This window comes from Lignipirellula cremea, from assembly GCF_056501455.1.
The window spans coordinates 3,340,766-3,362,881 of sequence record NZ_CM151415.1 but is presented as its reverse complement, the minus strand read 5'-3'; the positions used below and the strand labels follow the sequence as shown (position 1 = coordinate 3,362,881).

Here is a 22,116-nt window from a genome sequence, read left to right as displayed (position 1 = left end):
ACTTCGGCGGCAGAGTCCGCGGCGAACGAGCGATCCCGGCTGCGGAATTCCGCTCAGCCCTTCCACGCGGCGATGGCTCGCTTGACGGCGTCGCCCATGTCGGCGGGAGAGTCCGCGACCACGATGCCGGCGTCCTTCAGCGCCGCGACCTTCTCCGTCGCCGTTCCCTTGCCGCCCGAGATGATGGCGCCTGCGTGGCCCATGCGCTTGCCGGGAGGGGCGGTCCGTCCCGCGATGAACGCGGCGACCGGCTTCTTCACGTATTCCTTGACGAAGGCGGCGGCCTCCTCTTCCGCCGATCCGCCGATTTCGCCGATCATCAGGATCGCCTCGGTCTGGTCGTCGTCCTGGAAGCGCCGAAGCACGTCGATGAAGTTCGTGCCCACGATCGGATCGCCGCCGATGCCGACGCAGGTCGTCTGGCCCAGCTTGACGTTCGAGGTCTGCCAGACCGCTTCGTAGGTGAGCGTTCCCGAGCGGCTGACGATGCCGACCTTGCCCGGCTGGTGAATGTAGCCCGGCATGATGCCGATCTTGCACTCGCCGGCGGTGATGATGCCCGGACAGTTGGGGCCGATCAGGACCGACGAGCTGCGCCGCACCGCTTCGTACACCGGCACCATGTCCAGGACGGGCACGCCCTCGGTGATGGCGACGATGACTTCGATGCCGGCGTCGAGCGCCTCGAAGATGGCGTCAGCTGTGAAGGGCGCGGGGACGAAGATCATCGTCGCGTTCGCGCCGGTTTCGCGCACCGCCTGCTGCACCGTATCGAAGACGGGCAGACCCTCCGCTGTCGTGCCGCCCTTCCCGGGCGTGACGCCGCCGACCATCTTCGTGCCGTATTCCAGGCACCCCTTCGTATGCAGCGCGCCGGACTTGCCGGTGATTCCCTGGCAGATGACCTTCGTGTTCTTGTCGACCAGGATGCTCATCGATGGGCTGCCGAACGGACGAGTCAGGAGGCGAACAGGCGAGACGGACGCCGCGAGCGAGTCGATTCCCGCTCGCGACAGGCGCTTCTTCGATTACTTCTTCAGGGACGCGACGACCTTCTTCGCAGCGTCGGCCAGATCGTCGCCGACGATGACCTTGATGCCGCTTTCGGCGAGCATCTTCTTGCCGGCTTCGACCTCAGTCCCTTCCAGTCGCACGACCAGCGGAACGTTGAAACCGACGGTCTTGTACGCGGCGATCAGGGCGGCGGCGATCGTCGTGCACCGCATGATGCCGCCGAAGATGTTGACCAGCACGGCCTTGACGTTGGGATCCGACAAGATGATCCGGAACGCTTCGGTCACCTGCTCTTCGTTGGCGCCGCCGCCGACGTCGAGGAAGTTGGCCGGCGATCCGCCGTGGTGCTTGATGATGTCCATGGTGGCCATGGCCAGCCCGGCGCCGTTCACCAGGCAGGCGATTTCGCCGTCGAGCTTGACGTAATTCAGCCCCTTGGCCGTCGCCTGGACTTCGAGCGGTTCTTCTTCGGCCAGATCCTCCATCGCCTTGACGTCGGGATGGCGGAACAGGGCGTTGTCGTCGAAGGTCAGCTTCGCGTCGAGCGCGATCAGTTCGCCCGACTTGGTCACTACCAGCGGGTTGACCTCGACCATGCTGCAATCCTTCTCGACGAAGAGCTTGCAGAGCGCCTTGAAGAACTTGTCCGCCTGTTTGGCGGACGTCCCCGACAGACCGAGGAAGTCGCACAGTTTGCGAACCTGGTAACCCATCAGGCCGAGCGACGGCGAGAAGGGCTCGTGAAAGAGCTTCTCCGGCGTCTCTTCGGCGACCTTTTCGATGTCCATGCCGCCCGCGGGCGACACCATGATCACCGGCTTCGCGATCGCCCGGTCAAGCACGATCGCCGCGTAGAGTTCGCGATCGATGTCGCAGCCTGCCTCGACCAGCACCTGGCCGATTCGCTGGCCCTCGGGCCCGGTCTGGATCGTGATCAACTCGTGACCGAGCAGGCGACCGGCGACGGTCTTGGCATCCTCGGCAGTCTTGACGAGCTGCACGCCCCGCTGATCGGGAAGGTCCTTGATCGTACCCTTGCCGCGTCCGCCGGCGTGGATCTGCGCCTTGACGACGGCGATGGCGCCGCCGAGCTTGCGGTAGGCTTCCGCCGCCTCGTCGGGCGTGCGGGCGAGATGTCCTTCCAGGACGCTAACGCCAGCCTGACGAAAGAGTTGCTTCCCCTGGTACTCGTGAATCTTCATGGCGGCTCCGGCGGGATGCTCCCTCCGCGGTCAGCGGAAGGGCGGATTATACGCGGCCCCCCGACAGACCCGCAATCAGCCCGAAGCGGACGATCACGGCGCGAGTTCGCATTCTTCGGGACAGGCGGGGTGGCCATTTCAAGAACTCGCCGCCACGTCAGTTTCCGCATCGCTTCAGACCGAATCGCTCAGGAACCGAATCAACGCCGGCTGCAAGTCGGCAAGTGTGAATTCGGTCGGCCAGTCGCAGCGTTCGGCGTCGTCCATGAATCGTGTAACCGAATACATGCCATCGAGCGGATCCTCGAAGTCTGCGCAACCGAAGTAGGCGTAGACTCCCAATTGAATAAGATGACCGCCGTTCAAGAAGACGAAGAAATCATCCCCGCAATCGCCTGTCGCGAGGTGCGCGATTGACTCCCCTTGGAATCGATCGGGCGGATGATCGAAGTCGTGATTCGCGTAGTCCTCGCGGAACGATAATCGCGTCGCATTCGGCGGGATCTCGATGACCTCCTGCAACCAGAGGCCGTTGTCTCTGAACGCGCGATCGGAAAACACGAAGTATGTCGTCGCGAGATCCTCCTGTCGGAAAGTCTGCCAGACCGACTCGAACTTCAAATGAGGGTAGGCGACGAGCTCGCAATCGTATTCGTTCAGGTTCAATGACATGCCGACGTCTGATGTCCTTCGAATGGGACGCGAGACGATCCGCACCCTAACAGTCCGTTGATTTCCCTGTTCGCGAGAGCCTGAGCGTTCAAAAGGTCGCTGAGCGTCGAGGCATCAGGAGCGGGAGCCGGACGGCGACCGAGATGCTTAAGATCGCTCGATGCGATCCGACGGCGAAATCAGCGAAGCTGGAGAGCCCAAACGCGGCGGAAAGCGCTGCTCCCAGTTCTCCGAACTGTTTCGGCTTACCGGCGCCGAGGAGTTGGCGCAGGATCCGTCCCAAGTTGTAAGCGACGGCGGCGACGAGGTAGCGCTTGCGGATCTTGGCCAGCCCGCGAAGCCAGGTTCTCCTGCCGCCGCCCGTTTCGAGCACGTGCGCGAACGTCCGCTCGACCTTCTCGCTTCGTAGACGCTGCAGCCTGCGACCGCGACGTCCGCGCGCGTTCCGGCGATTGCGACGATAGGCCGCCTGACGACTCGGCGGCTTGCGTTTTCGCTTCCGAGACTTCGCTCGCTTCGGCTGCGGAATATACGTCCGCACGTGCGTCTCGTGCTGCAGCCGGTCGAGCGACTCTTCGCTGTGATAGCCCTTGTCCGCCGCGACCTCTTCCACGTCGCAGCCCGTGCCCGCCTCGCGCAGGTTCGTTCGCGCGGCGTTCACGGTATCTTCGATCGTCCGGCAGTCGCCGGCGGTCCCTTCGTAGACTTCCGCCGCGACGATCACGTCCGTCTCCAGATCGACGGCGTGTTCGACCTTGTACTTGAGATGCGTGCGACCGTCCTTCATCTTCCCGATCCGAGCGTCGGGATCGTGCGGATTGACCCACTCGTCGTTGGAGACCTTCTTGTCCTTCCGCTTCCTGTCGAAGCGGCGCAGCTCCTCGTCGTCCGGGTCGCTTACGCCCGTTTCGGCTTCGTAGAGCTTGCGAACGTACTCCTGCCAGTCGTCGCCGTTCTCCCGGCGGACGATCGACTTCATCGAAGCGTTCGCTTCGAGATCGCTGGCGTCGACGCCGAGCGTTTTGCCCTTGAGCAGACCCTTCTCGTGGCAGAGGCCGAGAACCAGGTCGAACGCGAGCTGATGGATCTCCAGCGGCAGCCGGTTTCGCGTCAGCGTGAGCGTCGAATGGTCCGGCGTCTCCTCGCCGGGACCGAAGCCCAGGAAACGGGCCAGCGAGCGACTGTCGTCGCAGCGCCAGGCGATGCCGCGCTGGCTGTCGATCCCCTCGAAGTAACCGATGAACAGCATCCGGAAGTAGACGCCCGGCGCCAGGCTCTTTCGCCCCGTCGTTTCGTAGTACGGAGCGGCCGCCTCTTCGAGCCGTCCGTCGAATTCGATCTCGGCCAGCAGCCCGTTCAGACGGTCGTAGAAGACGTTTCGCGGACCGCTCCCCAGCTTGTCCGTCGGAACCCAGAACGTCCCCTGCGTCTCCCGCTTCCGCTTGCCCAAGCCCATCGCGATTCCTCCCCCGCGTCGAGATCACGCGAGGATAGCGCAGGCAGGGCGAAAATCAACGGGCTGCTAATCCCAATCCACGATCACCTTCAGACTGTCCGAATCGCCAGCCCGGCTGATGGCGTCGAGCATCCGGTCGGGGCGGAAGCGTTCGGTGTCGTTGGTCATCAGGCCGATCTTGGGAAGGCGGCCCTCGCTAAGCATGCGGTGGGCGAGGTTGATGCCGTGCATGCTCGAACCGTGCGTCGCCTGGTAGCACTGCAGCCGGTAGTGGATGTCGTTGTTGAGGTCGACCTCGAGCGGGATTCGCGGCTTGCCCCCGGCTCCCTTCACGCCGGCGTGCCCGTCGAGGACCGTGCCGTAGCCCATCAGCTTCGGCGCCAGCTCGTAGGCCTCGCGCACGGGCGCGTTGACCATCACGAAGTGCGGCTCGTTGAACGGTCGACAATGGGCGAGCACGTTCTCGACGACGCGCTCGTCCCACCGCACGCCGACGGTCCGTTCGTCGCCGAAATCGCGCAGCACCCGCTCGAGTCGCTCCATTCCGCGATTGACCACGATGATTTTCCGCGCTCCCATGCCCTGGGCGCACTGCAATGCGTACGTGCTCTGCGAACCGGCGCCGATCAGCACGACGACGCGGTTCTCGATGCAGTTGTTGACTCGCGTCATGCCTTCCAGGCAACACGCCAGCGGTTCGAGTTGGCAGGCCTGATCCGGATCGAAGCCCGGCGCGAACTTGACGATCGGTCCGTACTTCACGAACCAGTCGGGCAGGATGGCGAACTCCCGCGCGAAGCCGGGAAACTCATGCCCCGTCGCATGCGTCTTCGGGCAACTGGTCCAGTCGCCGGTCCCGTGCTCGCCGCAGTAAATGCAGGCTTCGTCGCCGCACGGGATGTCGCAGCCGATGCCGACCAGGTCGCCGACCTGAAACTTCTCCACGCCGTCGCCGACCGCGTCGACGTAGGCGGCGACCTCGTGCAGCACGATCGCCGGCCAGCGCTTGATCCGCGGCAGACCGACCTTGTAGATCACGACGTCCGACTGGCAGACCGACGTGCGGCTGGTCTTGATGCGGATCTCGCCCGGGCCGGGAGCGCCGATCGATTCGTTGACCGGCGAAAACGTTCCGCCCGGCTTGTCGAGGTAATAAACGGCGCTGTTCATGAGGCGGAAGGGCGAGCGTCGCTAGGGTGGAGAAGAACTTTTTCGTAGAACGCCGACTGATCGCGCATCATCTCCAGCGCCGTGATCCCTTCGGAAAGCGGAACGCGGTGCGTGATGAGCGGTTTGAGATCGAGCGCGCCGCTCGCCATCGCGGCGAGAACCGTCCGCCAGTCGTCGTCATCGCCGTGGACGCTGTAGTCCGAATTCCACGTGCCGAGGATGTCGATCTCCCGCCGCATGCACTGCGAGAGGAGCGTCGCCGAGAGCGTGACGTCCTTCGCCGGGTTTCCCAGCAGCACGACGCGCCCCGCCCGACGTGCGACCTGAAGAGCGGCCGTCATCGTCGGAGGCACGCCTGCAGCTTCGATCGAGACATGGACGCCTCGCCCGCCGGTCAGATCGTTCGTGGCCTGCACCGGGTCGACCTTCGATGAATCGAACACGTCGGTGAACCCCAGCGACCTCGCCAGGTCGAGCTTCGCCGGCAGCACGTCGAAGAGGGCGACCTTCGACCCGCCCATCGAGCGGGCCCACTGCGCGACCATCAGACCGATGGGGCCGAGGCCGAAGATCGCGACCGTATCGCCCAGCCGCAGACGCGCGCGGCGCACTGCATGCAGCGCGACGGCGGCCGGCTCGGTCATCGCCGCCTCTTCCAGCGAGACGTTGTCCGGTACGCGGATCAGGTTCCGCTCCGGCGCGAGAACGTACTCCGAGAAGGCGCCGTCGCTGCGCGAACCAAGATAGTCGTACCCTTCCGACTGGGCGTACTTCCCCTCTTCGCAGGCGGGGTGATCGTCGTTCCACAGGAGCGGGAAAACGGCGACTCGATCGCCGACGGCGAACTTGCTCACCCCTTCGCCCACCGCCTCGATCGTTCCGGCGAACTCATGCCCGCAGACGGTCGGAAAGCTGTACGTCCCCTTGCTGAAACATCGCGGAATGTCGGATCCGCAGACGCCGCAGAACCCGATCCGGACGCGGGCCTTGCCCGCTTCGATGGGCGGGGCGGGGATTCGTTCGTAGCGCAGATCGCCCACGGCGTGGAGGACGATCGCTTCCATCGTTTCAGCAGGCATGGTCCAGAGCTTTTCAGACGAGGGCCAGTCCGCGGTCGATCGCGGCGCGAACCTGGGTCATATTCTCCGCGACGGACCCGCCCCGGCGGAAGATGGAGCTCGTGCCGGCGACCAGGTTCGTCGCTCCCGCGGCGACCATGTCGGGGATCGTCTCGAAGCTGACGTTGCCGTCGACCTGGATCGGCAGCGAGGAGTAGCCCCCCATCGCGAGAAACTCCCGGCAGTCCGCGATCTTGCGGATCGACGCGGGCGTCATCTTCTGCCCCGCGTAGCCCGGGTTCACCGTCATCACCAGGACGTAGTCGAGGCGTTCCAGCACGTACTCGATCGACTCGAGCGACGTTCCCGGATTGAGCGCCGCGCCGGCCTGGGCGCCGATCTCGCGAATCCGGGCGAGCGTCCGATCGAGATGAACGCACGATTCGACATGTACGGAGATCCGATCGACACCCATCTTCGATAGCAGCTCGATATAGAAGTCGTTGTCCTCGACCATCAGGTGGACGTCGAGCGGCAGCGACGTCTTCGCTCGCAGCGCCTCGACCACGCCGAGCCCCATCGGCATGTTCGGGACGAAGTGCCCGTCCATCACGTCCAGGTGGAGCATGTCGACGCCCGCCGCTTCGACTCGCCGCAGCGCGGCTTCGAAGTTCAGCGGGTCGACGCACATCATCGACGGCGACACCAGCACGGTGTGGTGCGAGATCTCGTCCTTTTCGCGCTGAACGGCCTCGCTCGCCTCGCGGAACGATACGACCGAGGGCGCCGAGGCATCCTCTTCCGCCGCGTCGTCGTTCGCTTCGAGGAAGGCCCTCTTCAGATACCGCAGGGACTCGCGGAGCGAATCTTCCAGCTTCCCGTCGCTGTAGTCCCGGCCCAGCTTCGGGCCGCCGATCTCCAGGTAGCCGGCGAGCTCCTTCACCGGCAGGCGATCGGACGCCTTGAGGATCCGCTGACGGAAGGCGCCGACGTCGATGATGCCGCGGGAACGTTCCGCGTCGGTGAAGCCGAACGTGGAGTTGTACTTGGCGTCGGTGTTCTTGAGATGCACCTCGTACAGCCACGGGATCGTCGCGTCGAACAGGGCGAAGTGATCGTGGATCACGTGTTCCTGCCGGTCGAGGTACCCATGCGCGATATCGGTGCAGAATCCGATCCTCGCCGCGACGCCGGCCTGCGAATCGACGTAGTCCGTCAGCTCGTCCGCCATCGCCTGGATCTCTTCGGGCAACGTCGGCGGCTCGGCCAGGCAGGACATCGGCTCGATGGTAAGCCAGTCGACGCCGCACTCCTTCGCCCAGTGCAGCAGCTCCTTCATGTGCCGGACGTAGCAGGCCGTCCCCGCCGCCTTGTAGCCCATGCGATCGCGGAGGACCGCGCCCGGGTTGCTGCCGACGCTCTTCGCGCCGAGCAGCCCGCCGATCTGGATGTAGCGCTCGAAGTTCTTGCGCGCGACCGATTCGTAGCCCGGCTCTTCGCGGAAGAAGCCTCCCAACTCGCGGTGTGCCGTGAACGTGCTGTCGATCGTGACGCCGGCGTCGGCGGCCTGTTGACGCAATTCCAGGAAGAACTCGTCAGGGAACTGGTAGAGCTCGAAATGCGTCCCGAGCTGGACGTAATGAACGCCCTCTTCCGCCATCAGTCGGAAGAGCCATTCGTGCGAATAGCGGTACTCGATCGGGTCGGTTTTGACGCCCAGCCGCAACTTCACCGGTTCCGTCATTCGCTGCTCCGCCCCCGTTGGATCCTCGACCGGTCGAACTCTGCATACGCTCGCCCTAAACGTCGCCGAGCTCACGCTTTCACGCCTCTGCGACGAGCGAAAAGATTAGCGGAGGCAGCCGTCGGGAGCAATCAGCGACGAATTAGCCACCTATGGGGGGTCAACGATTTCGTCTTTCATAGGAATATGAATATTTCGATACATAGGCGACGACCAATTACATCGACGTTCACTATTTTGTACATATATTCTCAATGTCCATAACGTGTTTGCTTAAATGCACTTAAGACGCATTGCAAGGAACGGATCAGGCATAAAAATCTTGTAGACGAAAGGCTTTATAGGTACTTTGTGCCACTCGGGTCGCTTTTGCCGCGAAGGCGAACTCTGCCGCACAAGCTTTGTGTACGGCCTGCCTTCCTGTACGGCCCCGCCTCGACGACGCCCGCCGTCCATTCCCCCTCGGTTTCGGAGTGATTGAATGAAGTTGTTTGAGAAGTTCGCGCAGAAGGCTTTGGCCTGCGCTGCGTTCGCGATCGCCGCCACCGCGTCGACCGCGTCCGCACAGACCTATTTCGACGGGTTCGAAGAGGACCCGACGACTTGGGTCGGCGCCGATCGCGTCGCCACGGGCACGAACGGCGTCGCCGCCTCCGCGGGCGCGTTCTACGGCACGCCGACCCCCGGCGCCCCGATGACCTTTACTCGGCTCGGAGGCTACAACGCCGCCTTCCCGAGTCACGGCTTCGACACCTCGGTCGACGTCTACCTGAATCCGAGCGCGGGCTTCGCCAACGAGGCGGAACTGGATTACACCGTTGCGGTCAACACGCCGCAGAACATGTTTCGCAGGGACTTCGTATTCAATATCGGCTTCTACAACGACGCCGACGGACCGGGAGCGAACACGAATCGCTTCATTGTGACCGCCAGCAACAACGCGTTCGTGAACCCGCGAAATCCTGCTCAAAACCCGATCGCGATTTCGGCGGCTGGCTGGTACACGTTCAAGCACGAGTTCCGCAAAACGGACGCTGACGTCCTGACGGTCCGCCTGGCGATCATGGACTCTCTCGGCGCGGAAGTCGCCTCGTGGACGCTCAGCCAACCTACCGACGTTATCGGCGTCACCGTCGGCGGAAACCGCTACGGTTGGTTCGCTCAGAACGGCTTCGGCGACAAGCTCTTCTTCGACGAGTCCCGCAAGCAGAACGCTCCGCAGCCCGATTTCAAAGGCTACTTCGTCGACGTCTCCGAATGGAACTCGTCCACGGCGGCTGATCCCGCCAACGGTATCTACCCGATCTTGGGCGGCGGACAGGTCAACGGCAACTTCGTGGTCGAGCAGAAGAGCGGCGTGCAGATCGGTCTTCGCGCGTCGAAGCGGCGCTCGGTTCCGAATGCGACGCCGACCTATCGCGACAGCGAAATCGGCGTTTACCTTGCGGACGTCGGCTTCGATCAGAACATCCCGGTCGCGACGAACCGGGCCTCGTGGAACTACGAGATCCATGCCGACCTCCGCAACGCGACCGGCGTTTATGAAGGCAAGACGCTCGACGATTACGACCTGATCTTCGACACCGACATCGGCAACCCGCTCTTCGGGCAGCCCGTGCCGCGGAAGCTCGAAGAGAACTTCCCGGTCGGCGGACCGGGCGCCGTCCTCTTCCAGACGTCGCAGAACCCGGTTTTCGGTCAGGACCCGGCCACGCCGTTCGACTTCAATCTGGAGAAGGATTACTTCCTGACGCTCACGCTCGTCCCGACGACGTTCCAGGCCGAATCGCTCGAAGTCAAGATTCGCGTCGACGTCACGGACGATAGTTCGGGCCTGCCGACCGTCGATCCGATCGGCGTCAAGACGGTCGAACCGGGCCAAGGCTTCAACCGCGTCACCCTGTTCACGATCGTCCAGGATCCGGATTCCGATCCGCTGCTGGTCGAATGGAAGGTCGACGGCGTCGTCGAACAGTCCGTCGCCGGCGTCACCACGGGCAGCAACGTCGAATTCACGTTCGACTTCCCGCTCGGTTCCAGCGACGTCTCGGTCGAGGTGAGCGATCCTTCGAACACCGTCAGCGCGAACACCACCGTCAGCGTCAGCGACGCGGTCGGACCGGTCGTCGTCGTCGCGGCGAACGTCGTCGTTCCGACCGACCCCGGCCAGGACTTCGCCACCGGCGTGGTCCTGACCGAACCGACGGTCGTCGACGCCTTCGACGGCGATTCGACGCTCGCCAACGACGCGCCGGCCCAGTTCCCTCTCGGTAACACGATCGTCACCTGGACCGCGACCGACGCCTCGGGCAACGTCACGACGGCGACCCAGACGGTGACCGTCGAAGATCGCGAATCGCCCCAAATCGGCGCCACGCCGAGGATCGTCACCTCGGTCGATCAGGGCAGCGTCTTCGCGAAGTTTGAACTCGACGAACCGACCGTCACCGACAACGTCGAAGTCGTATCCCTGACGAACGACGCGCCCCGGCGCTTCCCGGTCGGAAGCACGCAGGTCAACTGGACCGCTACCGATGCGGCAGGCAACTTCGCCGTGCGAACGCAGGTCGTTCTGGTGAAGAACGTCGCTCCGGAGGCTGACGCAGGGTCGCTCATCCGCGTCGACGCCACCTCGAAGTCGGGCGCCCGCGTCCGTCTGGACGGTCGCGATTCGTTCGACGAGGACGGCCATAAGCTGACCTTCTCGTGGACCGCGAACGGCGTCAACTTCAGCAATCGGACGTCGGTTCGTCCGATCGGGAAGTTCCCGGTCGGCAGGACGGTTGCCCGCGTGGTCGTGACGGACGAAGTCGGCGCCAAGTCGACGGACACTGTGACCGTGATCGTCTCGTTCGATCAGAAGCTCGTCGCTGACACGCGACCGTTCAGCGGGTACGTGACTCCGTACGTCGACGCCAGCGTCTCGACGCTCGGTGCCTACGCCACGCAGAACCCGTCGAGCGACGCGCTCGTCTACGCGGCAGCTTTCGCCGAGTACGCGAAGGTCTACGATCAGGCCGCGAATCAGGTCCGTTATCGCGACGGCAAGCTCGGCTCGCAGACGGGCGTCTACCTGTCGCTGCGGAACTACCAGGTCTACTTCAGCTCCAACGCCGCGGTGTACGCCTACCTCGGCAGCGGCGCCAGCGACGGCTACTACCATGCCGCTGCGGCGGAGTACTACGGCCAGGCTGACCTGGACGACTGAGTCCGATCGTCCGACCGACGATGAGTTTTGAACAGGGGCGGCAGTCGACATCGGCTGCCGCCCGTTTTTCGTGGATCTGGCGATACCGCTGCTGAAGAGCCCTTCCGCAGCGTGTCCGGTAGACTGGCCCTTTCCTCTTCTCGCGCTCTTCCGGCGAAGGTTCCGTATGGCGAACGTACTCGATCAGTTCCGGCTCGACGGACGCGTCGCCGTCGTGACAGGCGGTTCCAAGGGGCTCGGCCGCACGATGGCTGAGGGTCTCGCGTCCGCCGGCGCCGACGTGCTGCTGGTCAGTCGCAACCTGGAAGAGGCGTCCGCCGCTGCCGGCGCCATCGCCGCCGAATTCGGCGTGCGTGCTCGCGGCTTCGCGGCGGACGTCGCGAACGAGGCCCAGGTCGCCACGCTGTTCGAGGCGATCGACGGCGAGTTCGGTCGGACCGACATTCTGCTCAACAGCGCGGGCATCAATATCCGCGGCGCGATCGGCGATCTTTCGCTGGCGGATTTCGAAAAGGTGATGGCGATCAACGTCACCGGCTCGTGGCTCTGCAGTCGGGCCGCCGTTCCGCTGATGAAGCGTCACGGGTGGGGTCGCATCGTCAACCTCGCCAGCGCGCTCGGCCTCGTCGGACTCGCCAACCGCACGCCCTACGCTTCGAGCAAGGGCGCCGTCGTGCAGATGACGCGGGCGCTGGCGCTCGAACTCGCCGGAACCGGCATCACGGTCAACGCCATCTGCCCCGGCCCCTTCCTGACCGACATGAACACGCCCATCGCCGAGACGGAAGAAGGAAAGAAGTTCATCGTCGGCGCCACCGCGCTCGGACGCTGGGGCGAACTTCGCGAGATCCAGGGATCCGCCCTCTACCTCGCCAGCGAAGCGTCGAGCTACACCACCGGCAGCATGCTCGTCGTCGACGGCGGCTGGACCGCGCGGTAGCGCTGATCGGCCACTACGCCGCAACGAAAGCGCCGCCGCGAGATCGACTCGCGACGGCGCGTGAAGGTAGCGAAAGCGTCCTTCCGCCGGCCTCGAAAAAGATCACGGACCGGGCGAAACTTCGCCGCCGCTGCGGGTCACCAGCCGGGCGAATTCCCGAATGTTGATCGTCTTGGAGAGCGAGCGGACCGATCCGTCGGCCAGCGCGAAGTTCGCGACGCCCGGATGGAAGGCGTAGGGCTCGGAAGTCCCTTCCGAGCCGTAGACCGGATAGGGGAAGCTCGATCCGCTGATCTCGACGCCGTTGGTGCAGTTGATCGCGCACGGCCCGGGGGTCGAGACGCCGTCGACGGTCGAACCTTCGATGCTGATGTCGCTCGCCGGACGCGACCAGCCGCCGGCGTTCGTCCGGGCGCCCGTCGGCGTGGTCAGCTTCTTGCCGACGCGATAGACGTTCGGGCGCCCCGCCGATTCGGTGTAGAGGATCGTGTTCGACAGACCGTCGGTGATGTCCGCCAGCCGCGGATCGCCGAACTTCGGCAGGGCGCCGAGGCCCGCTTCGTCAATCAGACCCAGCGCCTTCAGATCGACGGACGGTCCGGGCGTTCCGGCGGCGATCTCGTAGGGAGAGACGCCCACGGTCGCCGCGTAGTCAGAAACCGCGACGATCGGCGACCAGGTCGAAGGGGGCTGCGGGTCGCCGTCGAGACGCGACGGCTCCGGCGACGAAGGGCACTGATACGGAGCGATCCGCTTGCTCGTCACCGGCAGGTTGTTGGCATGGCTCCAGTTCACCGTCTGGTCGTATCGGTCGTACGACGGACCCTGCTCGATGAACGGAAGGATGAACGTCAGGCCTGCGATGCGCGGCAGCGGCGTCACGCCGGCGGGGCGAACGCTGGAGGGAAGTTTCTTGTACGTGTCGTTGAAGTTGTGGGCGCCGAGCGCGAGCTGCTTCAGGTTGTTCGAGCAGCTCGACCGATTCGCCGCTTCGCGAGCGGCCTGCACCGCAGGCAGAAGGAGCGCCACCAGGACGCCAATGATGGCGATCACCACGAGCAGTTCCACCAGCGTGAAACCAGGTCTGCGAACGTAACGGATGGACATGCGATTTCCCTTCGGACGAATGCGGATAGTACGGACAGTTATGCGGGACTCGCTCGTCCGTCGATGACGATGCGAGAGGAAGCGTTCGGGGGGCCGGAGGTTCAGCGGATCTCGATCGGCGGCAGGACGTTCTCCCCTTCCGCGATCGTGATCTTCAGAGGCGACTTGCCCGGATCGGCGTAAGCCGCCGGCAGCAGGTTCGGCCCGTGCGACCAGTCGCCTCGGATCTGCACCTGCTTGCGCCACTCGACGGTGGCGACGTACTCGCCTGCCGGGGCGCCGTCTTCCGCCGCGAACGTGGTCGTCGCGAATGAGCCGTCCGCGTTGACCCGTGCCGAAGGGGCGGGAACGTCGACCAGCGGCTCGCCCTGGCGGTGCAGGATCAGGGTCGCTCCCTCGATCGGCTGGCCCTTGAACGTCGCCTTGCCGGCGGTCTTGAACGTCTCGACGGGAGCGACGAATCCCGAGTCGCATCCGACGAACAGAGCGCCCGCTAGGGCCGCGCCTCCGAACGCCGCAAGGTGTACGGAACGACGGATCGAGCGAACGACGCTTTCAGGAAGCGCGACCATGCGATGCCTCGGGAGGTGGGACTGAGACTCCGCCGGAACCCTCGGCGGTCGTCTGGCACCCACTAAAGCAGCGGCGGCGCCGGATCTGCATCGGCCAGGTGATTTTCGATGCGAAAAATCGCGTAACTCTATATCCCGCATACAATTATGAATTCTTTTATTTTTCGCCTCGGGCCGATTCCGCAGACCGCACTCTCTTTTCCTTCCTTACCGGCCATGACATGAGATTGAGAGCTGTGCTATGTGCTGGCCTTCTAGTAAGACGGTCCGCTTAGTCGGACTTTGCCATGCTTCAGGAATCCCGGCTGCATACTTACAAGCCCTGCGCCGCTGCGCGGAAAAACGCGCAAGACGGTAGCCGATACGACCTTTCGGCCAGCGGATCGGCAGGGGAACGATCCCGTGACCTCCGCGAACGCTGAAGACGAAACGAAACCGCCCCTGCGAGTGGGGCGCAGGGGCGGGCAGAGCAGGCGGAGATCTCGTTAGTTGCAGGACCGGTGCGGTCTACATCTCGCGGTAGACGCCCCAGTCGATCTTCAGGCGCCGCATCCTGGCCCGCAGCGTATGCGGATTGATCTTAAGCAGATCGGCCGCGCCGCGACGCCCTTCGATCTTGCCTCGCGTGAGCGCGAGCGCCGATTCGATATGTCGCCGCATCGCTTCGTCGAGGGTCGGAAAGGTCGAACGATCCGTGGGCGACGAAGCCATCGCAGGGGCGGCCTCGGGAGTCGGACGGCGACTGGCGTCCAGACGGTGGTCGTCGCCGATGCCGAGCGCCTTGGCGACCTCCAGGCTCATGCCGTTCCCCAGAATCGCCGCCCGGTCGATGACCGCGCCCAGTTCGCGAATGTTGCCGGGCCAGTCGTACGATCGCAGGACGTGAATATCCGCAGACGTCGGCGGAACGTGGGGCAGTCCGAATCGCACGGCGGCCCGCTCGGCCAGATGCCGCGCGAACTCGTCGATATCGTCCTTCCGCTCGCGAAGCGGAGGAAGCAGCACGGGAAAAACCGCGACGCGATACCACAGGTCTTCGCGGAACGTCCTTTCCCGCACCATCGTCGCCAGGTCGCGATGGGTGGCGGCGACGATGCGGACATCGACATGGATCGGCTTGACTCCGCCGACGCGTTCCACGAAGCCGTCCTGCAGCACGCGGAGAAAGCGAACCTGCGCGTCGAGCGGCAACTCGCCGATCTCGTCCAGAAACAGCGTTCCGCCGTGCGCTCGTTCGAACCAGCCTTCCCGGGCGGCGTCGGCGCCGGTGAAGCTTCCTTTCTCGTGTCCGAAGAGTTGCGAGTCGATCAGTTCGGAAGGAATGGCGCCGCAGTTCACGCGAATGAAGGGTCCTTCCCGGCGAGGCCCGCGGTTGTGAATCGCTCGCGCGACGACTTCCTTGCCGGTGCCTGTCTCGCCGAGGATCAGCACCGGCACGTCGGAACTGGTGACGAGATTGACTCGTTCCATCACGTGCCGCAGACCCGACTGTTCGCCGACGACGACGTCGCTGACGTCGGTCCGCCCCAAGCGGCGCAGGAGGGCTTTGCTTTCGGCGACCGCCGCTTCGCGCAGCCGCGTCACCTCGTGCAGGCGCCGATCGTTGTCGAGCGCGACGGAGAAGGGTTCCCGTAGCGCAGCCGCCATTTCGGCGTGATCATCGTCGAACTCGCGACCGCGACCGGCGACCAGGATCAGCGCGCCGAGCGGTTCGTCCCGCACGGACAGGGGCACCGCGATCAGGTCGTTCTCCAGTTCATGCGGCAGCAGCAGCCCGAGCGTCCCCGTCAGTCGCTTACCCCGTCGAAGCAGGCGATCGCTCACGCACCATCGCCGCGTCTGCCGCAGGTCTTCGCCTTCGAAATGCCGGCGCTCCTCGCCCAGCGCTCGATCCGTTTCCGCCGGCGCGACGGCGACGGTAAGGAGATCTCCATGCTCAGCGTCGAACGCGCGGACGAACAATCGCTCGAGCGGGAGGAAGTCCGCGAGCATGCCGGCGATCGTTTCCGACGCCTCGGCGATCTCGATATGCCGGCACGCCTCTCGCCAGACGCTTAAGAGGGCCTGCCGAGAGCGCTGCGGGTCCATATGCGATTTCGCGTGGGGGCGGACAGATTCACGGGGATCGCTGGAAGAAAGCACGGCCATCCGCTCCGAACGCTCGGGTCAGCGCCATCCTTCGCGGAGAGTCCGCGTCCAGCGCTGCCAGCGTCGTCCCCAGTCAAACGGCGTGCCACATCCTGCAACGAGAGGGAAACGCGTGTGCGTTCGTGAACGAGGCAGACGTTTTTGCGAACCTGGATAGCCATGACGGACCGCCACGTGGAAACCCGGCCAGAACACCACACAGGAAACCGTACTATATCACGGCATCCCGTGATTATCGAACACTTCCTGATGGCCGGCAGCGGCGGAAGGACGGAAATTCGCGGCTCTCAGTTCGGAATCAGCGGAAATTCTCGACCGGCACGTCGTTAGCGAAGGACGGTGCTCGCCATCGAGTCGCTCCGACGCTCCTTCTGCGTCTGACCCCGCTCGCAGTCGCAGAATCGAGAACGGCAGAGGCCATGGTCGCACGTTTCGCAGTCGTTTCCTTCCTTCTCGTCGCCTCGCTCGTCCTGGTCGGATGCGACGGTTCGGGCGGAGAGGGTTCGGTTCAGATCCTGAACGTCTCCTACGATCCGACGCGCGAACTGTACGACGACTTCAACGAGTCCTTCCGCGCGGCCTGGAAGGCGAAGACGGGGCTGGACGTCGAGATCGAACAGTCGCACGGCGGAGCGGGCAAGCAGGCCCGGGCGGTCATCGACGGACTGGAAGCGGACGTCGTGACGCTTGCCCTGTCGTACGACATCGACGCCATCGGCGAGAAGACGGGCCTCATCGAGTCGGACTGGCAGAGCAAGCTGCCTCACGACAGCTCGCCTTACACCTCGACGATCGTCTTTCTCGTGCGGAAAGGGAATCCGGAGAACGTCAAGGATTGGAATGACCTCGTTCGCGATGACGTCGAGGTCATCATGCCCAATCCGAAGTCCTCAGGCGGCGCCCGCTGGATCTACCTCGCCGCATGGGGCGACGTGCTGAAGAAGGGAGGCGACGAAATCGCGGCGAAGGAGTTCGTCGGCAAGATGATCGCGAACGTGCCGGTGCTCGACACGGGCGCCCGGGGATCGACGACGACCTTCGTGCAGCGCGGCATCGGCGACGTCCTTCTCACGTGGGAGAACGAGGCTTTCCTCGCGATCGAAGAACTCGGCGGCGAAGGGCTCGAAATCGTCGTGCCGCCCCGAAGCATCCTGGCTCAACCTCCCGTCACGGTCGTCACCAAAAACGCTGAGAAGCACGGGACGCTCGAAGTCTCGCAGGCTTACCTCGAACATCTCTACACGCCCGAGGGGCAGCGGATCATCGCGAAGCACTACTTCCGCCCCGTCTCGCCTGAACATGCAGACGAAGCCGACCTCGCCCGCTTCCCGGAGGTCGAACTCTTCACGATCGACGAGCTCTTCGGCGGCTGGCAGGAAGCCCAGAAGAAGCACTTCGACGAAGGTGGCGTGTTCGACTCGCTGTTCGCGTCCCGTAGCTGAACGCCAGGCTTCGGATCGCGAAGCGAAAGGAACGTCGTCATGAAGAAAAACACCATCCTGCCAGGATTCGGCGTGACCCTCGGGTTCACGCTGGTCTACCTGGCGCTGCTGGTCCTGATACCGCTGTCCGCCCTGGCGGTCAAAAGCGCGGAGCTGAACTTCTCCGAATTCTGGGCCATCGTCAGCAGCCCTCGCGCCGCGGCAGCCTATCGCCTGACGTTCGGCGCGTCGCTGATCGCGGCGATCGTGAACACGGTCTTCGGCCTGATCGTCGCCTGGACGCTGGTCCGCTACCGATTCTGGGGGAGCACGTTCTTCGACGCCGCGATCGACCTCCCCTTCGCGATTCCGACCGCCGTCTCGGGCATCGCGCTCGCCACGGTCTACTCGCAGAACGGCGTCATCGGTCAGTTTCTCTATCCGCTCGGCATCGAGTCGGCGTACTCGCAGCTCGGCGTCACGATCGCGCTGGTCTTCATCGGGTTGCCGTTCGTGATCCGGACGCTGCAGCCGGCGATCGAAGAGCTTGAACGCGAGAGCGAAGAAGCCGCCGCCAGCCTCGGCGCGACGCGACTGGCCGCGTTTCGCAAGGTCATCGTACCGGCTCTGATCCCGGCGATCCTGACCGGCTTCTCGCTCTCCTTCGCGCGGGCCATCGGCGAGTACGGTTCGATCGTCTTCATCTCCGCCAACATTCCGATGCGAACGGAAGTGGTCTCCAACCTGATCGTCATGAAGCTCGACGAGTACGACACCGCGGGCGCAACAGCGATCGCGCTGGTGACGCTGCTGGCGTCGTTCGCCATTCTCCTGTTCGTCAACGCCTTGCAGTGGCGCTTCGGCGCCCGGCAGCGAGGCATCGCATGAGCGCCGTCGCCTCCGATTCGCCGCTGCTTCCCGCTCCGAAGGTCCGCCGCGTCGCGCCCGTGCGCTCCGCGACGGATGATCCGCTGATCGCGAAGATCGCGCTGGTCCTGGGAACGCTGACGTTTCTCGGTCTGTTCCTGTTTCTGCCGCTCGGCGCCATCTTCTTCGAGGCGTTCCGCCGCGGGGCGGGCGTTTACTTCGCGAGTCTCGTCCATCCCGAGGCGCTGGCCGCGATGCGGATGACGCTGATCGCGACCGCTATCTGCGTACCGACCAACGTCGCGTTCGGCCTGTGCGCCGCCTGGGCGATCGCCAAGTTCGAATTCCGCGGCAAGAGCTTCCTCATCACGCTGATCGACCTGCCGTTCGCGGTCTCGCCGGTCATCGCCGGCCTCGTGTTCGTGCTGGTCTTCGGCGTTCGCGGCTGGTTCGGCGAGTCGCTCAGCGCCGTCGGCTTCGACGTCATCTTCGCCATGCCGGGCGTGATCCTGGCGACGCTGTTCGTGACGTTCCCGTTCGTCGCGCGGGAGCTGATCCCGCTGATGCAGGAGCAGGGAAGCGAAGAGGAAGAGGCTGCGATCGTTCTCGGCGCCAGCGGCTGGCAGACGTTCTTCCGCGTGACGCTCCCCAACATCCGCTGGGCCCTCGTCTACGGCACCGTGCTCTGCACCGCCCGGGCGATGGGCGAGTTCGGCGCCGTCGCCGTCGTCGCGGGCAACCGCGGTCGCACCAACACGATGCCGCTCTACGTGGAGCTGCTCTACAACGAGGGCAAGTTCGCCGCGGCCTTCGCGATCGCGTCGCTGCTCACGCTCGTCGGACTGATCACCCTGGTTCTCAAGACGGTCGCCGAGTATCGCCTGCGGGCGGAACGCAAGGCGCTGAACGACACGCCGGACGACGACGTCGTCGAACCCGGCAAGACGCCGCTGAACATGCCCGGCGATCTGGCTCGCGAATAACGAAACGACGAAGCGTCAGTCGACGCTAGACAATAGAAGGCGAACGTCATGAGCATCGAAGTCAAACACGTCTCGCGATCCTTCGGTTCCTATCGGGCTCTGGAGGACGTGAGTCTGAAGATCGAAGACGGCGAACTGGTCGCGTTGCTCGGCCCGTCGGGTTCGGGCAAGACGACCCTGCTGCGGATCATCGCGGGGCTCGAGGTTTCCGATCCCGATCCCAGGACGGAGATCCGCCTGCATGACGCCGACGTCGCGGGCAGCCCCGTCGGCAAGCGCCGCGTCGGATTCGTGTTCCAGCACTACGCCCTGTTCCGGCACATGTCGGTCTTCGAGAACGTCGCGTTCGGACTGCGCGTCCGACCTCGTCGCGACCGTCCATCGAACGCCGAGATCCACGATCGGGTGATGGAACTGCTCCGGCTGATTCAGCTCGACGCTTTCGGCGATCGCTTCCCGTCACAGCTCTCCGGCGGTCAGCGGCAGCGCGTCGCGCTCGCTCGCGCGCTGGCGGTGCAGCCGAAAGTTCTGCTGCTGGACGAACCCTTCGGCGCGCTCGACGCCCAAGTGCGTAAGGGACTTCGCGACTGGCTGCGACGCCTGCACGAAGAGATTCACTTGACCACGGTGCTCGTCACGCACGACCAGGAAGAGGCGCTGGAAGTCGCCGACCGTGTCGTCGTGATGAACCGGGCGAAGATCGAACAGGTCGGTACGCCGTCGGAGGTGTTCCATTCGCCTGCCAGCGAATTCGTCATGAAGTTCCTGGGCCAGACCAACGTCTTCCACGGCCGCGTCCGCCGGGGCGAAGCGGTCGCGGCGAACCTGTCGCTGGCTTATCCCGAATACGCCGGCGAAGAGGCGAGGGCCGCGATCTACATGCGTCCGCACGAACTGGAGATCGAACGCGACAAGAACGGCGTCCCGTCGCTGGAAGCGACGATCACCCGCATCCATGAAGCCGGCTCGACCGCGAAGATCTCCACCGTCACCGCCGACGGTCACGAGCTTCAGGTGGAACTGACGCTCGACCGTCTGCGGGATCTGGGCCTGCGTACGAACGACAGCGTCTACGTCCGACCCAAGTCCGCCCGCATCTTCGTGCATGACGGCGAGGCGATCTGAGTCGCTGCGTCTACGCGAGAATATCCTTCGCCACGACGCCGGCGACGTCGGTCAGGCGGAAGTCGCGACCGGCATAGCGATACGTCAGGCGTTCGTGATCGAGTCCCAGCAGATGCAGGATCGTCGCGTGCAGATCGTGCACGTGCATCTTGTTCTCGGCGGCGTAGTAGCCGAAATCGTCGGTGGCGCCGTAGGCGAAGCCCCCGTTCACGCCGCCCCCTGCCATCCACATGGTGAAGCCGTGCGGATTATGGTCGCGACCGTCGGTTCCCTGGGCCGTCGGGGTGCGACCGAACTCTCCGCCCCACAGGACGAGCGTATCTTCGAGAAGGCCCCGCTGGGCCAGATCCGTCAGGAAGCCAGCGATCGGCTTGTCGACCTCGGCGGCGTTCTTCGTATGGCCGCGATAGAGATCGCCGTGCTGGTCCCACTGCACTTCGCCGTCGCTGTGGGTCACCTGCACGAACCGCACGCCCCGTTCGAGAAATCGCCGGGCGAGCAGGCACTGGCGTCCGAAATTTTCCGTCACGGGATCGTCGATGCCGTAGAGCGACCGGCAGTCCGCGGTCTCGCGCGACAGATCCTGAATCTCCGGAAGCGAACTCTGCATCCGGAAGGCGAGTTCGAACGAGTTCAAGCGTCCTTCCAGAGCCGCGTCCGTTTCGTCGCCGACCAGATGCTCTCGGTTCATCTCGGCGAGCAGGTCGAGCTGCCGCCGCTGCGTCGCCGCGTCGAGGTGCGGGTTCTCGATGTGCCGCACCCGGGCGCTCGCCGCCTTCTGACTGGCGTTGCCGATCGGCGTCCCCTGGCAATGCGCGGGCAAGAACGCGGAGCCCCAGTTGTTGACCCCGCCGTGCGCGAGCGTGGGGCAGATCGTCACGAACGCGGGCAGATCCTCGTTCTCCGTCCCCAAGCCGTACGTCACCCAGGAGCCGAGGCTAGGGCGAACGAACTGGTCGCTGCCCGTATGCATCTTCAGCAGGGCTCCGCCATGCGCCGGGTTGGTGCCATGCACCGACCGCAGCACGCAAAGCCGGTCGACATGCTGCGCGACGTGCGGAAAGAGCTCGCTGACCGGCAGGCCGCTCTCGCCGTACTGCTTGAACTTCCAAGGCGACTTGAGCAGGTTCCCCTGCGCGGCGAACGTCACCCGCGGCAGTCCGAGCGGAAACGGCTTGCCATGTTCCTTGTCGAGCAGGGGCTTGGGATCGAACGTGTCGACATGCGACGGCCCCCCCTTCATGAACAGGAAGACGATCCGCTTCGCACGGGGCGCCAGATGAGGTTCTTTCGCCGCGAGCGGACCGCCAGCCGTCGCCGCCGCGGCAGACGTTCGCCCCAGCAGCGAAGCGAACGCGAGATGCCCGAACCCGACCGCCGCGGTTTTCAGGACGTCCCGACGAGATTCCCTTCGCGAAGGAAGCAGCAT

General features: G+C 64.6%; 17 protein-coding genes. 6 read left to right on the top strand and 11 right to left on the bottom strand.

The window, feature by feature from the left end:
* Window positions 1-53: 53 nt before the first annotated feature.
* The 7 genes from sucD to rpe form a co-directional block, all read right to left on the bottom strand.
* The gene (sucD, locus tag SH602x_RS13290) at window positions 54-935 is read right to left on the bottom strand and encodes a succinate--CoA ligase subunit alpha (RefSeq protein WP_479467986.1); all 882 of its coding nucleotides are present in this window, start codon (window positions 933-935) and stop codon (window positions 54-56) included.
* Between the two features lie 93 nt (window positions 936-1,028).
* Window positions 1,029-2,216, bottom strand: coding sequence for an ADP-forming succinate--CoA ligase subunit beta (sucC, locus tag SH602x_RS13285; protein WP_479467987.1), 1,188 nt, complete (start codon window positions 2,214-2,216; stop codon window positions 1,029-1,031).
* Window positions 2,217-2,390: 174 nt separating this feature from the next.
* Complete coding sequence (locus SH602x_RS13280) at window positions 2,391-2,777, bottom strand: hypothetical protein (RefSeq protein WP_479472769.1); 387 nt, start codon at window positions 2,775-2,777, stop codon at window positions 2,391-2,393.
* 199 nt (window positions 2,778-2,976) lie between these two features.
* Window positions 2,977-4,344, bottom strand: coding sequence for a transposase (locus tag SH602x_RS13275; RefSeq protein ID WP_479472661.1), 1,368 nt, complete (start codon window positions 4,342-4,344; stop codon window positions 2,977-2,979).
* A gap of 66 nt (window positions 4,345-4,410) precedes the next feature.
* On the bottom strand, window positions 4,411-5,514 hold the full coding sequence (locus SH602x_RS13270; protein WP_479472768.1) for an alcohol dehydrogenase catalytic domain-containing protein: 1,104 nt from the start codon (window positions 5,512-5,514) through the stop codon (window positions 4,411-4,413).
* Complete coding sequence (locus tag SH602x_RS13265) at window positions 5,511-6,593, bottom strand: galactitol-1-phosphate 5-dehydrogenase (protein ID WP_479472767.1); 1,083 nt, start codon at window positions 6,591-6,593, stop codon at window positions 5,511-5,513. Before SH602x_RS13265 ends, SH602x_RS13270 begins: the two co-directional genes overlap by 4 nt.
* Before the next feature lie 13 nt (window positions 6,594-6,606).
* Entirely contained in the window at window positions 6,607-8,316 is a 1,710-nt protein-coding gene (gene rpe / locus SH602x_RS13260; RefSeq protein ID WP_479472766.1) for a ribulose-phosphate 3-epimerase, read from the bottom strand.
* 481 nt (window positions 8,317-8,797) lie between these two features.
* Between rpe and SH602x_RS13255 the strand changes: the two genes are divergently transcribed.
* Window positions 8,798-11,524 (top strand): HYR domain-containing protein, encoded by a 2,727-nt coding sequence (locus SH602x_RS13255; RefSeq protein WP_479472765.1) that lies wholly within the window; start codon window positions 8,798-8,800, stop codon window positions 11,522-11,524.
* A gap of 166 nt (window positions 11,525-11,690) precedes the next feature.
* The gene (locus SH602x_RS13250; RefSeq protein WP_479472764.1) at window positions 11,691-12,464 is read left to right on the top strand and encodes an SDR family NAD(P)-dependent oxidoreductase; all 774 of its coding nucleotides are present in this window, start codon (window positions 11,691-11,693) and stop codon (window positions 12,462-12,464) included.
* Between the two features lie 102 nt (window positions 12,465-12,566).
* On the opposite strand, the gene SH602x_RS13245 is transcribed toward SH602x_RS13250, so the two are convergent.
* The 3 genes from SH602x_RS13245 to SH602x_RS13235 all read right to left on the bottom strand — a co-directional run bounded on the left by SH602x_RS13245 (window position 12,567) and on the right by SH602x_RS13235 (window position 16,231).
* Window positions 12,567-13,571 carry a DUF1559 family PulG-like putative transporter gene (locus tag SH602x_RS13245; protein WP_479472763.1) on the bottom strand — a complete coding sequence of 335 codons (1,005 nt, stop codon included), beginning with the start codon at window positions 13,569-13,571 and terminating at the stop codon, window positions 12,567-12,569.
* A gap of 101 nt (window positions 13,572-13,672) precedes the next feature.
* A complete protein-coding gene (locus SH602x_RS13240) occupies window positions 13,673-14,143 on the bottom strand; it encodes a hypothetical protein (protein ID WP_479472762.1) in 471 nt (156 codons plus the stop codon).
* A gap of 507 nt (window positions 14,144-14,650) precedes the next feature.
* The gene (locus SH602x_RS13235) at window positions 14,651-16,231 is read right to left on the bottom strand and encodes a sigma-54 interaction domain-containing protein (RefSeq protein WP_479472761.1); all 1,581 of its coding nucleotides are present in this window, start codon (window positions 16,229-16,231) and stop codon (window positions 14,651-14,653) included.
* A gap of 479 nt (window positions 16,232-16,710) precedes the next feature.
* On the opposite strand from SH602x_RS13235, the gene SH602x_RS13230 reads away from it, so the two are divergent.
* From SH602x_RS13230 to SH602x_RS13215, 4 genes are read left to right on the top strand one after another with little or no spacing between them, the layout of a single operon-like run.
* On the top strand, window positions 16,711-17,733 hold the full coding sequence (locus SH602x_RS13230; RefSeq protein WP_479472760.1) for a sulfate ABC transporter substrate-binding protein: 1,023 nt from the start codon (window positions 16,711-16,713) through the stop codon (window positions 17,731-17,733).
* Window positions 17,734-17,772: 39 nt separating this feature from the next.
* Window positions 17,773-18,600, top strand: a complete 828-nt coding sequence (cysT, locus tag SH602x_RS13225; protein ID WP_479472759.1) for a sulfate ABC transporter permease subunit CysT — start codon at window positions 17,773-17,775, stop codon at window positions 18,598-18,600.
* Window positions 18,597-19,562: a sulfate ABC transporter permease subunit CysW gene (gene cysW, locus SH602x_RS13220; protein WP_479472758.1), complete on the top strand. Its 966-nt coding sequence runs from the start codon at window positions 18,597-18,599 to the stop codon at window positions 19,560-19,562. The genes cysT and cysW overlap by 4 nt, the downstream gene beginning before the upstream one ends.
* Window positions 19,563-19,610: 48 nt before the next feature.
* Window positions 19,611-20,687, top strand: coding sequence for a sulfate/molybdate ABC transporter ATP-binding protein (locus tag SH602x_RS13215; protein WP_479472757.1), 1,077 nt, complete (start codon window positions 19,611-19,613; stop codon window positions 20,685-20,687).
* 10 nt (window positions 20,688-20,697) lie between these two features.
* Here the strand turns inward: SH602x_RS13215 and SH602x_RS13210 are convergent, their stop codons facing one another.
* A complete protein-coding gene (locus SH602x_RS13210; RefSeq protein WP_479472756.1) occupies window positions 20,698-22,116 on the bottom strand; it encodes a DUF1501 domain-containing protein in 1,419 nt (472 codons plus the stop codon).